Source organism: Oryzobacter faecalis, from assembly GCF_046764005.1.
Lineage (GTDB): Bacteria > Actinomycetota > Actinomycetes > Actinomycetales > Dermatophilaceae > Oryzobacter > Oryzobacter faecalis.
Genome location: NZ_JBKOFW010000001.1, coordinates 638662 through 653456 on the forward strand (window position 1 = coordinate 638662; position 14795 = coordinate 653456).

A 14795-nucleotide genomic window follows, 5' to 3' on the forward strand; every position below is an offset into this window, starting at 1 on the left:
GTCAGTGACGAGCGACGCCCTGCTCCTCCTGGGCCTCGATGCCGCGCGCGCCGCCGGAGGCCGAGGCCTCGATCGACTCGTCGGCGTGGCCGTCGTGGTGGGCGGCGGCGAGCTCGGCCGGCGTGACCGGGTTGACGGCGTCGGCGAAGTAGAACCGCGACAGGGCCGCGCGGATGCGGTCGGAACGGCCCGCCCGGCGCGCGACACCGTGCTCGTCGACGTCGGCCTCGAGCTCGTGGACCGACACCGGGTCGTGCTGGACGAGCACCCAGTGCTCGGGCGTGAGCTCGGTGTCGTGCCGCTCGAAGAACCGGCCGTCGGGCGTGCGGATGATCGTCCCGGTCTCGCGGCCGTGCAGGACGGTGTCGCGGTCACGGCGCTGCAGGCTGAGGCAGACCCGCTTGGTCACCCAGAACACGATGGGCGGCAGGACGAACAGCGCGATGCGGAAGAACCACGTGATGTCGTTGATCGACATCCCGAGCTTGATCGCGATGATGTCGTTGCCGGCCGCGAACATGAACACCGTGTAGGCGGTGATGCCGGCCATGCCGATGCCCGTGCGGACCGGGGCGTTGCGCGGGCGCTCGAGGAGGTGGTGCTCGCGGTCGTCCTTGGTGACGAAGCGCTCGAGGAACGGGTAGACGCCCAGGACCGTGTACACGAGCGGCAGGAGGACGAGCGCGCCCAGCGCGATGTTCGGCGAGAACGTGAACCCGAAGGCCGTGATCTCGAGCCACCCCGGCAGCAGGCGCAGCGCACCGTCGGCGAAGCCCATGTACCAGTCGGGCTGCGACCCCGCGGTGACCGGCGACGGGTCGTAGGGCCCGTAGCCCCAGATCGGGTTGATCTGGACCAGCGCCGAGATGAGCGCGATGACGCCGAAGACGATGAAGAAGAAGCCGCCGGCCTTCGCCGCGTACACCGGCATCACGGGGAAGCCCACGACGTTCTCGTTGGTGCGTCCCGGACCCGGGTACTGGGTGTGCTTGTGGAGGAACACCAGACCGATGTGCGCGGTGAAGAGGCCGACGAGGATCGCCGGGATGAGCAGGATGTGGGCGCTGTACAGCCGCGGGATGATCATCTCGCCGGGGAACGGGCCACCGAAGATGCCGTAGACGAGGTAGGACCCGATGACCGGGGAGGTCTGGACGAAGCCCGCCATGGCTCGGATCCCCGTGCCGGAGAGCAGGTCGTCGGGGAGGGAGTAGCCGGCGAAGCCCTCGATGATCGCGAGGAGGGCGAGGACGGTGCCGATGACCCAGTTGATCTCGCGCGGCTTGCGGAACGCGCCGGTGAAGAAGACGCGGAACATGTGCACGGTCAGCGCCACGATGAAGATCAGCGCGGCCCAGTGGTGGATCTGGCGGATGATCAGCCCGCCCTTGATGTCGAAGCTGATGTCGAGGGTCGAGGCGTAGGCCTGGGACATCTCGACGCCGCGCAGCGGCACGTACGAGCCGTCGTACACGGTGTGTCCCGCGCTCGGGATGAACCAGAACGTGAGGAAGGCCCCGGTGAGCAGGCAGATGATCATCGAGTACATGGCGATCTCACCGAGCATGAACGACCAGTGCTCGGGGAAGACCTTCTTCATGAGGTAGCCGACCGGCTTCGACGCCCCGGTGCGGTCGTCGACCCAGCCTGCGACGCCGCCGATCTTGCGGGCGGCGGCCGACGGGGGAGCCTCGGCGGGGGCGTCCCCGGCGCGCAGGGCGTCGGCGGGGCGGTCGGTCGTGGTGCTCATCAGCCACGCTCCCAGAAGCTCGGGCCGACCGCCTCGCGGAACGGCTGGGCGGAGACGAGGTACCCCTCGTCGTCGACGGTGATCTTCAATTGTGGCAGGGCGCGCTTCGCGGGGCCGAAGATGACCTTGCAGTCCTGGGTGACGTCGAAGGTCGACTGGTGGCACGGGCACAGCAGGTGGTGCGTCTGCTGCTCGTAGAGGCCGACCGGGCAGCCGACGTGGGTGCAGATCTTCGAGTAGGCGACGATGCCCTGGTAGCCCCAGTCCTTCTCCTTCTGCGACTGGATCTTCTCCTCCTCGAGGCGGATGAGGAGGACCGCGGCCTTCGCCTTCTCCTCGAGCACGTGGTGCTCGAGCTCGAGCAGGCCCTCGGGCAGGACGTGGACGACCGACCCGATCGTGAGGTCCTCGGCCTTGATCGGCTCGTTCTCGGGGTCCTTCATCAGGCGCAGCGGGCGGAACGTGGGCTCCTCGCCCGGGCCGCTCGGGCCGCCGTTCCAGAACGTCAGGGACAGGCTCTTCTGCGGGAGCTTGCCGAGGCTGCCACCGACCTGGAGGAGCAGCGGCACCGCGAAGAGGCCGAGCGCCCCACCGAGGGTGTACTTGATGAGGGGGCGGCGCAGGACCTGCGAGGACTCGCCGCCCTCCTTGAGCACGCTCACGACCCGAGCGCGCGACTCGTCGCTGCCGCGCATCGGGTGGCGCTCCTCGACGGACTCCTCGTCGGGCATCAGTGTCTTGGCCCAGTGGACCGCACCGAACCCGATGCCGAGGAGGCCGAAGGCGAGCGTGGTGCCGAGCGCGACGTGCGAGGCGCCCATCATCCCGATGCCCGGCACGAAGACCGTGCTCTCGATGGGGATGAGGAAGTAGAAGACGACGAAGAGCAGGGTCGAGACGATCGAGACGGTGAAGAGCGCGGCGACCTGCTTCTCGGCCCGCGCGGCGGCCTCCTCGCTGAGGTCGGACATCCGCGGGACGTGGTGGGGCAGGCCGGGGTTCGTGAAGCGCTCCGGGACGCCGCCGTCGCCCACGACGTGGCCCTCGTCGAGGCGCACCGCGGTGCCGTGGCCGTGCCGCGAGGCCACCTCGGTGCCGGCGGTGCTGGGGTCCTGCTCGTTCATCGGGGTACCGGTCTTCTCGTCGATGGTCGGATGGGGACGGGGGCGGTCAGGCCGACTTCGCGCCGAGCCAGACGGCGCAGCCGATGAGGATGCCGAGCCCGAAGACCCAGGCGAACAGGCCCTCGGTGACCGGGCCCAGCGAGCCGAGCGTCAGGCCACCGGGGCTCTCGGCCTCGTTGATCGAGTCGAGGAAGGCGATGATGTCCCGCTTGTCCTCGGGCTTGACGTTGGCGTCGTTGAACACCGGCATGTTCTGCGGGCCCGTGGCCATCGCCTCGTAGATGTGCTTGCCACTGACGTCGGTGAGGGCCGGGGCGTACTTGCCGCGGGTCAGGGCCCCGCCGGCGCCGGCGAAGTTGTGGCACATGGCGCAGTTGACGCGGAAGAGCTCACCGCCGCGGGCGGGGTCGCCCTTGGTCGGGTCGACGGCCTCCTCGCTGGGGACCTCGGGGCCGGGCGCGAGCGAGGCGACGTAGGCGCCGACCGCCTCGATCTGCTCGTCGCTGAACTTGATCTCGTCCTGGCGCGGGGCCTGGACGCCCGGGGCGGCCATGGGCATCCGGCCCGTGCCCATCTGGAAGTCGACGGCGGCCGCGCCGACACCCGCGAGCGCCGGGCCCGCGACCTTGTCGCCGTTGCCGGTCTGGCGTCCCTCGGCGTTGAGGCCGTGGCACGACGCGCAGTTGGCGCGGAAGATCGCCTTGCCCTCCTCGACCGTCTGGGCCGAGAGCGCCTTCGTCGTCGCGTCGGCCGGCTTCGGGGCCACGGCGGCGTAGGCCGCGCCCATGAGGAACAGGCCCAGCATGATGAGGATGGCGATCGCCGCCGGGTGTCGGCGGCGGGCGGCCAGTGCGTTCACGGTGCGGTCCTGTCGTCGGCGTCGGGTCGGTGGGAGTCGGGGGAACCGGGGGTCACTTGAGCACGTAGATCATGATGAACAGGGCGATCCACACGACGTCGACGAAGTGCCAGTAGTACGACGTCACGACCGCGCCGGTGGCCTGGGCGTGGCTGTAGTGCTTCGTCGTGAAGGTGCGCCCGAGGATGAGGAGGAAGGCGATGAGCCCGCCGGTCACGTGGAGGCCGTGGAAGCCGGTGGCGAGGTAGAACACCGAGCCGTACGGGTCGGAGGAGAGGGTGACGCCCTCGGCGACGAGGTGGGCGTACTCGTAGACCTGGCCGGCGATGAAGATCGCGCCGAAGAAGTACGTGAGGACGTACCACTCGCGCATGCCCCACGCGGACACCTTGGCGAGCGGGGAGCCCGCGGGCCGGGCGACGACGCCCTTCTCGGCCTGGAGGACGCCGAGCTGGCACCACACGGACGAGACGACGAGGATCGTCGTGTTCGCGAGGGCGAACGGGATGTTCAGCTGGGCGGTGCGCTCGGCCCACAGACCCGGCTCGTGGCCGCGGATCGTGAAGTAGAACGCGAACAGCGCTGCGAAGAACATCAGCTCGCTGGACAGCCACACCATCGTGCCGACGGCGACCATGTTGGGGCGGGTCGCCGGCCCCTGACCGGGGATCGAGGGGACGGGCCCCGCGGGCCGGGTCTGGGGTGCAGTCGAGGTCGCCACGACATGCATTATTGCCCCATCCGCGAAGACGCGCTGCGACGACCCCCCGAAACCCTCCACAACGGGTCCGCGGAGCCGCGCAACGGTGCGCGAACGGTCCGCGAACAGGCACGACGAACGTCGCGTCGGGTGGTCCGGGACCCACCGGTAGAGTCTTCGTCCATGACCTCACCGCACGCCGCCGGGTCCCCGGCCCAGGCCTCGAGCCCGGAGGGCGTCCACCGCGTCTCGGTGCTCCTCTACAGCGACGACATCACGGTCCGCGACGCGGTCCGTGCGGCCGCGGGCCGCCGGCCCGCGCGCGACGTCGAGGTCGTGGCGTGGCGCGAGTGCGCGACCGCCGAGGCCGTCATCGAGGCCATGGACGCCGGCGGCCACGACGTCGTCGTCCTCGACGGCGAGGCCACGCCCGTCGGGGGGCTGGGGCTGTGCCGCCAGCTGAAGAACGAGATCTTCCGCTGCCCCCCGATCCTCGTGCTGACCGGCCGCCCCCAGGACGCCTGGCTCGCGGGCTGGTCCCTCGCGGACGAGGTCGTCCCGCACCCCCTCGACCCCATCGCCGTCTCCGACGCGATCGCCTCGCTGGCGCGCTCGCGGGTCGCCGCGGCCGGCTGAGCCCGCCCGTGTCGACGCCCGCGCCGGCCTCCCCGACGTGGCCGGACCTGCTCGCCGCGCTCCTGCGCGGTGAGGACCTCGCGCCCGAGGACGCCCGCTGGGCGATGTCGGAGGTCATGACCGGCGAAGCCTCTCCCGTCCAGCTCGCCGGGTTCCTCGTCGCGCTGCGGGCCAAGGGCGAGACCTCCGAGGAGGTCCGCGGGCTCGCCGACGTCATGCTCGAGCACGCGCACCGCATCGAGGTCGCCGGCCCGAGCATCGACATCGTCGGCACCGGCGGCGACCGGATGCACTCGGTGAACATCTCGACCATGGCCTCGGTCGTCGTCGCGGCGAGCGGGCTGCGGGTCGTCAAGCACGGCAACCGGGCAGCGTCCTCGTCCTCGGGGTCGGCCGACGTCCTCGAGGCGCTGGGGGTGTCGCTGACCCTCACCCCCGCCCAGGTCGCGCAGGCGGCGGAGGACGCCGGCATCACCTTCTGCTTCGCGGGGGCCTTCCACCCCTCGATGCGCCACGCCGCGGTGACCCGGCGCGACCTCGGGGTCGGCACCGCCTTCAACCTCCTCGGCCCGCTGACGAACCCGGCTCAGCCGACGTTCGCCGCGGTCGGGGTCGCCGACCTGCGCACGGCGCCGATCATCGCCGGGGTGTTCGCGGGCCGGGGCCGCCCGGCCGCGGTGTTCCGCGGCGACGACGGGCTCGACGAGCTCACCCTCGCCACGACCTCGACCGTGTGGTGGGTCCGCGACGGCGCCGTGACCGAGGTCGTCCTCGACCCCACCGACCTCGGGCTGGCGACCAGCCCGGTCGAGGCGCTGCGCGGCGGCGACGCCGCCCACAACGCGGGGGTCGCGCGGTCGGTCTTCTCCGGTGCACCCGGTCCCGTGCGCGACGCGGTCGTCCTCAACGCCGGCATCGCGCTGGCCGTGGCGGCCTGGGAGGACGGCGCGGTCGTCTCGCGCGAGGCGCTCACGACCGCGGTGCGGTCCGGGATCGACCGCGCCGAGGCCGCCCTCGACTCCGGGGCCGCGTCGGCGCTGCTGGACCGCTGGGTCGAGGTCACCCGCTCCCTCGCCGGCTGACCGTCCGCGAGGTTCCGCGCCCTCAGCCCTCGAGGCCGAGGCTGAAGGCCGCCTCGAGGTCGTGCGAGGAGTAGGTGCGGAAGGCGATGTGCGTGTTGGTGCCCGTGACGCCCTGGACCTTGTTGAGCCGGTCGGCGATGACGTCGGCGAGCGCCTCGTGCTCGCGGACGCGCACCATCGCGACGAGGTCGGCGTCACCGGCGACGGAGTAGACCTCGGTGACCCCCTCGAGGTCGGCGATCTCCTGCGCGACCTCGGGGATGCGGTCGACGTCGGCGGTGATGAGGACGATGGCGGTGATCACGCGGCCAGACTAGCGGCGGGCCGGTCAGCGGACGCCGGCGAACCCGGCCACCTCGCGCCGCGACGCCTCGAGCGGCTCGAGCTCGGCCCGCACCGCCGCCGCCCCGCCGACGGGGCAGGTCCACGCGCCGTCGACCTCGACGATGCGCACGCCCGGCGACTCGAGCCAGCGCAGGATCTTCTCGCTCTCCTCGGGGGTGGCCGCGGGCATCGGGGCGACCGGCGGTGCGACGACCTCGGCCGAGGCCCGCAGGGCGTCGATGTACGGCATCGGGTCGGCGCCGCGCGGTGAGCTGGTGGACCCGGCGAGGCGGCCGTGCCGGACGCAGACGACCTCCCACCCGCCGAGCAGCGAGCGCCTCGCGGCGACGAGCTCGCCGATGCGGGCGAGGGGGTCGAGGCGCTGGGACCGGGTCGTGCCGCGCACGAGGGCCACGAGCCGCTCGCGGACGACCCGGGCGTCCTCGAACCGCTCTGCGGCCGAGAGGTCGGCCATCCGGGCCCGGAGGGAGTCGAGGAGGTCGCGGGTGTCGCCGGCGAGGAGCAGGGCGGCGCGCTCGACGACGCCGGCGTACTCCTCGACGGACTGCGCGCCGGTGCACGGCGCCCCGCACCGGCCCATCTCGGCGAGCGCGCAGGCCGAGCGCGGCCTGGTGGGGGAGAGCCGCTCGACGCACTGCCGCAGCGGGAGCACCTCGTGCACGGCCGCGACCGCGGCCTCGGCGGCCGTCCGCGAGCCGAACGGGCCGGCATAGCGGGCGCCGTCGTCGGCGACGGCGCGCACGACCGACAGCCGTGGGAAGGGCTCGACGGTCAGCTTGACCCACAGCGCCTTCTCGGGGTGGCGGGAGCGGCGGTTGTAGCGCGGCTTGTGCTCGGCGATGAGGCGCAGCTCGCGCACCTCGGCCTCGAGGGTCGTGGCGCAGACGACGGGGCTCACCGACTCGGCGATGCGGACCATCTCGCCCATCCGCCGCCGGTGCTCTGACGCCGTGAAGTAGGAGCGGACCCGGGTGCGGATGGAGACCGAGGTGCCCACGTACAGGACGCGTCCCTGGCCGTCCTTGAAGAGGTAGACGCCGGGGGCGTCGGGGAGGCCGTCGGCGAGGTGGCGCTTGCGGCGGCGGGCCGGGGTGACGCGCGAGCCGTAGTCGAGGAGCTCCTCGAGGGAGTGCACGCCGAGCGACCCGACGCGCTCGAGGAGCCCGTGGAGGACGTCGACGGTGGCGCGCGCGTCGTGGAGGGCGCGGTGGTCGGGGGTCGTGGGGGAGCGGAACAGCCGCGCGAGGGACCCGAGCCGGTGGTTGGGCACCTCGTCGCGGCGGACGAGCTGGCGGGCGAGGTGGACCGTGTCGAGGACCGCGAAGCCGGGCCACTCCGTCTCGGTGCGCCGGGCCGCCGCCTTGAGGAAGGAGATGTCGAAGCCGGCGTTGTGCGCGACGAGGACGGACCCGCGGGCGAACTCGAGGAACGCGGGGAAGGCGGCCTCGACGCGCGGCGCGCCGGCCACCATCGAGTCGGTGATGCCGGTGAGGACCGAGATGAAGGCCGGGATGGGGGCACCGGGGTTGACGAGCGTCTGGAACTCGCCGACGACCTCGCCGCCGCGGACCTTGACGGCCCCGATCTCGGTGATGCCGCACTCGGCCGGGCTGCCGCCGGTGGTCTCGAGGTCGACGACGACGAAGGTGACGGTGGACAGGGCGGTCCCCAGGTCGTCGAACGTGCCCTGGACCATCGCCATGGGAGCGACCGTAGGTGGCCGCACCGACAGCCCCCGTGAGGCGCACCGGGCGGGGACCGCTCCCCATCGCGACCCGGCCCGCGCCGACGGTGCGGGCGGTTAGGGTGGGCGGGCGATCCGGCGAGGGGCCGGCGCCGGGGGAAGACCGAGGGGAAGCCGCGCGTGGCCGCAGCATCGTCGAGACGGGGGCGTCGCCGGGTGGCGAGCCTCATGGCCGTCGTCCTCGTGGCGTCCGGCCTGGGGTACGTCGCCGCCGCGAGCGAGGGCAGCACCGTCCACGAGGCGCGCCTCAACGACGCCGGGGTGTGGGTCAGCTCCGCCGCGCAGGCGAAGTACGCCAAGGCCAACGTGCCCATCGGCCAGCTCGACACCGGGGTCGCGAGCGGAGGCGCCACCGGCGACGGGCTCGACGTCCTCCAGGACGGGGCCGCCGTCCTCGGGTTCACGCCCGGCACCGGCGAGCTCGTCCCCATCGACGTCGCGACGTCCTCGGCCGGCTCGTCCCTGACGAGCGTCGCCGCCACCCGCGCCGTCGACGGCCGCTTCACACCGCTGCCGGTCGACCTGCGCGGCGGCACCCTCGCCCTCCTCGACCCCGCCAGCGGCAAGGTCTGGGCACAGCGGGTCGACACCCGCCGCGGCATCGAGAGCGCCCCAGGCGTCGCGTCCGGGGCCCGGCCCGTGGCGACCATCGGCAGGAACGGTGCCCTCGCCGTCGGGACCGACGGCGTCGTCCACGCCGTGTCGGGCGCCGACGGCACCGTCACCTCGGTGGCCCCCACGGCGACCGGCTTCGCGCGGCCCACCACCACGCGCACCTCGCTGCGCACCCAGACACCCGACATCACGGCCGTCGGCGACCGCTGGGTCGCCTACGACGCGGCCACCGACCGCGTCTTCGCGGCCGACCGGCCCGAGGGCGCCGACGCGCAGGTCACCGCGCCGGGCGGCTCACGCCTCGCTGCGCTCCAGCAGCCCGGCCCGCAGGCGGACACCGTCGTCGTCCAGGGCGTCGACGCAGCGGTGCCCGTCCCGCTCGACGGCGGCGCCTCGCCGGGCGGGGTGCGCGTCGGCGACCAGGTCGACCGCGTGCCGGGAGCGGTGCTCGTGAGCCGGCCGGTCGTCCTCGACGGCTGCGTCCACGCCGCCTGGGCCGAGGAGGGCCGGGTCTTCTACGGCGCCAACTGCGGGCGGGCGGGCGACGAGCCGACGGCGACGCTGCCCACCCAGGGCGACGCCCCGACCCGCGACGGCGTCGCCCTGCGGGTCAACCGCGGGCTCGTCGTCCTCAACGACCTCGACAACGGCGGTGTCTGGGACCTCGACGACAAGCCGACGAAGATCGACGACTGGGACGCCCTCACGCCCCCCACCAGGCAGGACGACGACAACGACAAGAAGGACGAGAACCTCCTCAACGAGGCGAGCGCGCAGCAGCCCCCGAAGGCCGAGCCCGACCGGCTGGCCGTGCGGCCGGGGCGGACGAGCAAGCTCCACGTCCTCGACAACGACACCGACGTCGCGGGCTCGGTCCTGTCCATCGACGCCGGCGACGTGTCCCGGCCCAGCCTCGAGGGCGTCGTCGGCACCGTGTCGGCCGACGGGCAGTCGATCGACGTCGCGGTTCCGGAGGGCACCGAGGGGCGCTCGTTCGACCTCACGTACAAGGTGAACAACGGCAAGGCCGTCTCCAAGGAGGCCGCGCGGGTCTCGGTGCGGATCGTCCCCGACGAGGTCAACGGACCGCCGCGCCTGCGCCAGGGTGGCGCCGTCCTGGCGAAGGCCGAGTACCCCGTCATCGCGGGCAAGCGACTGTCAGTGCCGGTGCTCGCCGACTGGCGCGACCCCGAGAGCGACACCCTCGCGGCGCGAGCCGACGTCGAGGGCGGCGTCGTCGACGGCCAGGGACGCGTCACGCTCCTCGCCCCCACCACCGAGGGGCGCCAGCCGATCGCGTACGTCGTCAGCGACGGGCGCGGCGGCACGACGAAGGGTTCGGTCACGGCCCGGGTCGTCGCGGTCGGCGGCGACAGCAAGCTCCTCCCGCCGCGCACCCAGCCCGATGCCGTCCGCGGTGTCGTCGGCAAGCCGCTCCAGATCGAACCGCTCGGCAACGACGTCGCCGGCGCCGACCCGAGCGAGCCCGATGCCGTCCTGCGGCTGCGCTCGGCGGTGCGCCCGGTCGGCCCCCTCCAGGTCGACACCGACCTGTCCACGGGCCAGGTCACGGTCACGGCCAGCGCGCCCGGCACCTTCGAGCTGTCCTACTCCGCCGTCACCGGGGGTGGCGTCGCGCCCGGGCGGGTGCGGGTCGACGTCGTGGCACCGCCCGAGGGCGCGCCGCCCGTCTCGGTCCCGGACACCGCGACGCTGCACGACCAGGTGCCGGTCATGGTCGACGTCCTCGCCAACGACTACAGCCCGCGCGGCGACGTCCTCGTCACCGCCGCGGTGCAGGCGACGGGTGAGGACGCCTGGCTCCAGCCCTCCATCTACCAGGGTCGCTGGGTGCGCATCGAGGCCCTCGAGCCCTCGCCGCTCGACGCCGGGAGCGGGCGGCGCGGCGTGGTCCGGTACACCGTGAGCGACGGGACGCAGCGCACGACCGGTGAGGTCGCCGTCCTCCAGCAGTCCGCCGTCGAGGACTCCGTCCCGCTCGTCCAGGACGACACGGCCACGGTGCGCGAGGGCGACACCGTCTCCGTGCCGGTGCTCGACAACGACACGATGGCCGACGGCATCCCGCTCGTCCTCGACCCCGCGAGCGTGAAGGTCGTCAGCAAGGGCGACGCCCAGCGCGCGTTCGCGAGCGGCAACGTCATCCGCTACGTCCCGGAGGCGCGCGGGCTGCGCGCCGAGAGGTTCGTGACCCTCGAGTACGCCGCGTATGCCGACGGGATGAAGGAGCGGGCGCAGACCGCCCGCGTGCGGGTGCAGGTCACCCCCCTGCCGACAGCGCAGCGCATCAACCAGGCACCGGTGGCCCGCAGCTTCACCGCCACGGTGACCGCAGGCGACCCCATCACGATGACGGTGCCGACGTTCGGCGTCGACCCCGACGGCGACAGCGTCACCGTCACCGGCATCGTCGGGGCCGACGGCGGGCCGGTCGACCTCACCCACGGCCGGGTCGTGGCGATCGGGCCGTCGACGATCCGGTACGAGTCCTTCCCCCTCGCGGCCGGCACCGAGGTCGTCACGTACGAGGTGCGCGACCGGTTCGGTGCGACGAGCCGGGCCTACGTGCGCGTGGGTGTCGTCCAGCCCGGGGACCCGCAGCCGCCGGTCGCCGTCCCCGACGAGGTCTTCGCCGCACCCGGCAAGACCGTCACCGTCAGTCCCCTCCAGAACGACCTCATCGCCCGCGGCGACGTCGTCGAGGTCGAGACCGAGTCCCTGAACCCGCCGGCCGAGCTGCGCAAGTGGGTCCTCGACGAGGACCACGTCGTCCGGACCAGGGTGCCACCCGCCGGCGGCGCCGACCTCCACCAGCTCGTCTACGGCATCACCGACGGCCTCTTCGACCCCTCGCGCGCCTCGGTGCTCGTGCGACCGGTCGTCGGGTACGTCAACCCCCCGGTCGCCCACGACGACGTCGCGCGACCCAGGCCGGGGGAGGTGAGCACCGTCGTCGACGCGCTCGCCAACGACACCGACGTCGACTCCGACCCCGCGACGCTCAGGCTCGTCGAGGTCCTCAGCCCCCACGCGACGATCGAGAACGGGCGCGTCCGGGTGCGCATCCTCGACCACGCGTACGCGGCGCCCTACGTCGTCGAGGACGAGGACGGCGCCCGGGCGATGGCCTTGGTCCACGTGCCGACCGGCTCCGACGGCCAACCCTTCGTGGTGGCCGGGACGCTCATCGAGATGGGCAAGGACTCCACGACGACCGTCGCCGTCAACGACCACGTGAGGTCGCCCCGGGGCCGGGTGGTCTCGGTGACGACCGAGCGCACGGTCAGCGCGTCGCCGGCCGAGAACCTCACCGTCGCCCTCGACGACAACCGCACCCTGACGCTGACCTCGTCCAACGGCTACGTGGGTCCTGCCGCCGTCATGCTCGAGGTCACCGACCAGGACGCCGTCGGACAGGCGGACTTCGCGACGGCCTACGTGTCGATCCCGGTCCAGGTGGGCCCCAGGGTGCCCCTGCTGCGCTGCCCGCAGGGCAACGTCACCGTCATCGCAGGAGGGCTGGACCGCGTCGTCGACATCCCGACCTTCTGCCACGCGTGGCTGCCCGTCGGGTCCACCCTCGACGACGTCGCCTTCGAGACGCGGTGGGAGACCGAGGCCGACGCCCGGCTGACCGTCGACGGCCCGGGAAACCGCAGGCTCACCCTCCACGCCGACGAGGGCGCTCGCACCACGGCAGGGCGGCTCACCGTCACCTCGGAGGGGATGCCCGCGCCGTCCGCGATCGGCGTCCAGGTCATCGGCCGCGACGCCGCCGGCCTCGCCCTCATCGGGACCGGCGCCGCCGGGCCGGGCGCGACGTCGCCGGTGCCGCCGCCGCGCCTGCGGCCCGTGAGTGTCACCGGCCTCAGGGAGGGCGAGTCGCGCACCGTCGACCTCGCTGCCTACCTGGACTCCCCGCTCGCCGCGCCGGCCTGCACGATCACCGCGGCGCGCGTCGAGCAGGGCAGCGGCCTGACGACCTCGACGTCGGGCTGTCGCCTCACCCTCACCGCCGGGACGCAGCCGACGCCCACCGGGTCCGTCGCCGTCACCGTCTCCGACGGTCCCGGCCGCACGGCTGCGGGACGGGTGTCGGTGACGATGCTCGGCAGGCCGGGACAGCCGCGCCAGGTCGGCGCCGTCGCCGACCGGGACGCCGGCGGGCAGGCGCGGGTCTCGTGGCTGCCGCCCACCTACGACGGCGGCTCGGTGGTCAGCGGCTACGTCGTGCGCCACACGGGAGGGTCGTCCGGGCAGACCACGTGCACGGCCTCGCCCTGCACGGTGACGGGCCTGACGAACGGGCGCGACTACACGTTCACCGTCGCCGCGGTGAACGGCATCGGCGAGGGCGAGCCGTCGGCTCCCAGCGCGGCCGTGCGGCCGGACACCCTGCCGCGCCAGGTCACCGGCGTGCGGATGGTCTCGCGCGGTGACGGCTCGCTCACCATCGACTGGCAGGCCCCCGAGAACGAGGGCAGCGCCCTGCGCAAGTACGTGGTCCGCCTCGTGTCGTCGACCGGCGCCACACGCACCCAGGACGTCGCCGCGCCATCGCAGCAGACGACCGTCGGCGGGCTGGACAACATGGCCGAGCAGTCGGTGCAGGTCCAGGCGTGGAACGAGCTGGGGGCCGGTCCGTTCGGCCCGGCGGTGACCATGCAGTCGGCGGGCACCCCGCCCGCGCTGCCGGCCCCGCGGATCGCCGCGAGCGGTCCCGGCCCGGCGGCGTCCTCGGCCACGCTGACCCTGTCGTGGGACCAGGGATCGCCCAACGGGCCCCCCACGACCCGCTACTCGCTGTACCAGTCGGTCGACGGCGGTGGCTGGACGAAGGTCACCGACACCGCGCCCGACGTGCGCACGGCGAACGTCGTGATCCCCTACGACGGGCGCACCTACCGCTACACCGTCACGCTCACCAACGGCGCCGGCATCGAGGGGCCGCAGGCCAACGCGTCCTCGTTCACCTCGGTCGGGCAGCCGTCGACGCCCACGGTCAACGCGACGACCCCTGATGCCGACGGTCGGATCCGCCTCACCGTGGGGGTCGGCCAGCCGCGGGCCGGGTCGTTCTCGGCCGTGCGCTGGCAGGGCGGTGGCAAGAGCGGCACCTTCATGTGCGGGTGCGCCCCCGGCTCGCAGGTGGTGTTCAAGACCGACGCCTTCGACACGAGCCCGACGAACGACCGCACGATCACGGTGTGGACGGTCAACTCCGGGGGCAACGAGTCCGAGCGGCGCAGCGACACCGCGACGCCGTACCGGGACACCCTCCAGCCCACCGGGCTCAGCAGCACGCGGAGCGGGAACCAGATCACGTGGAGCTGGAACCTGCCGACGAACGGGCGCCCGATCACCCAGGTCCAGGTGCGCGGGGCGGTCGACCAGACGTTCGGCAGCGCGCGCCAGCAGGTGAGCTTCACGGGCCAGGACGGGCAGACCTACCGTCTCGAGGTGCGGGCGTACTCGGCCGCCGGGTGGTCGACGTGGGCGGGTCCCGACAGCCAGTCGATCCCGAACCCGCCGGCCAGCCTCGGCAACGTCCGCAAGGGCGGGCTCGACTCCGCGAGCTGCGGCAACTGCCGCATCGTCGACTTCACGGCCTACAACGTCCCAGCGGGCAACTACACCCTGCTCTGCTACTACAACGGACGCACGACGCCGTGGCACACGACGAGCATCTACATCAACGGGGCCGGCAACCCGAGCGGTGGCTACTGCTCGATCGACCCCAACCTCGCCAACCGGATCAAGCTCGACCTCAACCCGACGTCGGCGACCTCGGGCTGGGTCAACTGGTGACCACCTCGGGCCGCGTTTCCCGTCGGCGTGCTCCGGCGCCGCGGAGCGGGCTCCGGGCGTCGCTGCAGGTGGGCTGTCGGTGGCGGGTCCTAGCGTGGTCGCAGACCACCG

The 14795-nt window shown here is 73.3% G+C and carries 9 protein-coding genes; 3 read left to right on the forward strand and 6 right to left on the reverse strand.

Annotated elements, in window-relative coordinates; translation table 11 throughout:
* Position 1: 1 nt before the first annotated feature.
* From qcrB to ctaE, 4 genes are read right to left on the reverse strand one after another with little or no spacing between them, the layout of a single operon-like run.
* Positions 2 to 1750 (reverse strand): cytochrome bc1 complex cytochrome b subunit, encoded by a 1749-nt coding sequence (qcrB, locus tag ACK8HX_RS03010; RefSeq protein WP_411939158.1) that lies wholly within the window; start codon positions 1748 to 1750, stop codon positions 2 to 4.
* Positions 1750 to 2874 (reverse strand): cytochrome bc1 complex Rieske iron-sulfur subunit, encoded by a 1125-nt coding sequence (qcrA, locus tag ACK8HX_RS03015; RefSeq protein ID WP_411939159.1) that lies wholly within the window; start codon positions 2872 to 2874, stop codon positions 1750 to 1752. Before qcrA ends, qcrB begins: the two co-directional genes overlap by 1 nt.
* Before the next feature lie 46 nt (positions 2875 to 2920).
* The gene (gene qcrC, locus ACK8HX_RS03020; protein ID WP_411939160.1) at positions 2921 to 3733 is read right to left on the reverse strand and encodes a cytochrome bc1 complex diheme cytochrome c subunit; all 813 of its coding nucleotides are present in this window, start codon (positions 3731 to 3733) and stop codon (positions 2921 to 2923) included.
* A gap of 52 nt (positions 3734 to 3785) precedes the next feature.
* On the reverse strand, positions 3786 to 4463 hold the full coding sequence (gene ctaE, locus ACK8HX_RS03025) for an aa3-type cytochrome oxidase subunit III (RefSeq protein WP_411939161.1): 678 nt from the start codon (positions 4461 to 4463) through the stop codon (positions 3786 to 3788).
* A 153-nt stretch (positions 4464 to 4616) separates the two neighbouring features.
* Between ctaE and ACK8HX_RS03030 the strand changes: the two genes are divergently transcribed.
* Together ACK8HX_RS03030 and trpD are read left to right on the forward strand one after the other, a co-directional pair.
* Positions 4617 to 5069 (forward strand): response regulator transcription factor, encoded by a 453-nt coding sequence (locus ACK8HX_RS03030; RefSeq protein ID WP_411939162.1) that lies wholly within the window; start codon positions 4617 to 4619, stop codon positions 5067 to 5069.
* Positions 5070 to 5077: 8 nt separating this feature from the next.
* Positions 5078 to 6151 carry an anthranilate phosphoribosyltransferase gene (trpD, locus tag ACK8HX_RS03035; RefSeq protein ID WP_411939163.1) on the forward strand — a complete coding sequence of 358 codons (1074 nt, stop codon included), beginning with the start codon at positions 5078 to 5080 and terminating at the stop codon, positions 6149 to 6151.
* 22 nt (positions 6152 to 6173) lie between these two features.
* Here the strand turns inward: trpD and ACK8HX_RS03040 are convergent, their stop codons facing one another.
* Both ACK8HX_RS03040 and ACK8HX_RS03045 read right to left on the reverse strand, forming a co-directional pair.
* Positions 6174 to 6455, reverse strand: coding sequence for an Lrp/AsnC family transcriptional regulator (locus ACK8HX_RS03040; protein WP_411939164.1), 282 nt, complete (start codon positions 6453 to 6455; stop codon positions 6174 to 6176).
* Positions 6456 to 6479: 24 nt separating this feature from the next.
* Positions 6480 to 8198, reverse strand: a complete 1719-nt coding sequence (locus tag ACK8HX_RS03045) for a DEDD exonuclease domain-containing protein (protein ID WP_411939165.1) — start codon at positions 8196 to 8198, stop codon at positions 6480 to 6482.
* 198 nt (positions 8199 to 8396) lie between these two features.
* Here ACK8HX_RS03045 and ACK8HX_RS03050 point away from each other — a divergent pair, with 198 nt between their 5' ends.
* Positions 8397 to 14684: an Ig-like domain-containing protein gene (locus tag ACK8HX_RS03050; protein ID WP_411939166.1), complete on the forward strand. Its 6288-nt coding sequence runs from the start codon at positions 8397 to 8399 to the stop codon at positions 14682 to 14684.
* Positions 14685 to 14795: the final 111 nt, after the last annotated feature.

What these genes read in the sequence shown, in the direction of transcription:
- qcrB (WP_411939158.1), bottom strand. Translation starts at nt 1,750, where the DNA reads ATGAGCACCACGACCGACCGCCCCGCCGACGCCCTGCGCGCCGGGGAC.
- qcrA (WP_411939159.1), bottom strand. Translation starts at nt 2,874, where the DNA reads ATGAACGAGCAGGACCCCAGCACCGCCGGCACCGAGGTGGCCTCGCGG.
- ctaE (WP_411939161.1), bottom strand. Translation starts at nt 4,463, where the DNA reads ATGCATGTCGTGGCGACCTCGACTGCACCCCAGACCCGGCCCGCGGGG.
- ACK8HX_RS03030 (WP_411939162.1), top strand. Translation starts at nt 4,617, where the DNA reads ATGACCTCACCGCACGCCGCCGGGTCCCCGGCCCAGGCCTCGAGCCCG.
- ACK8HX_RS03045 (WP_411939165.1), bottom strand. Translation starts at nt 8,198, where the DNA reads ATGGCGATGGTCCAGGGCACGTTCGACGACCTGGGGACCGCCCTGTCC.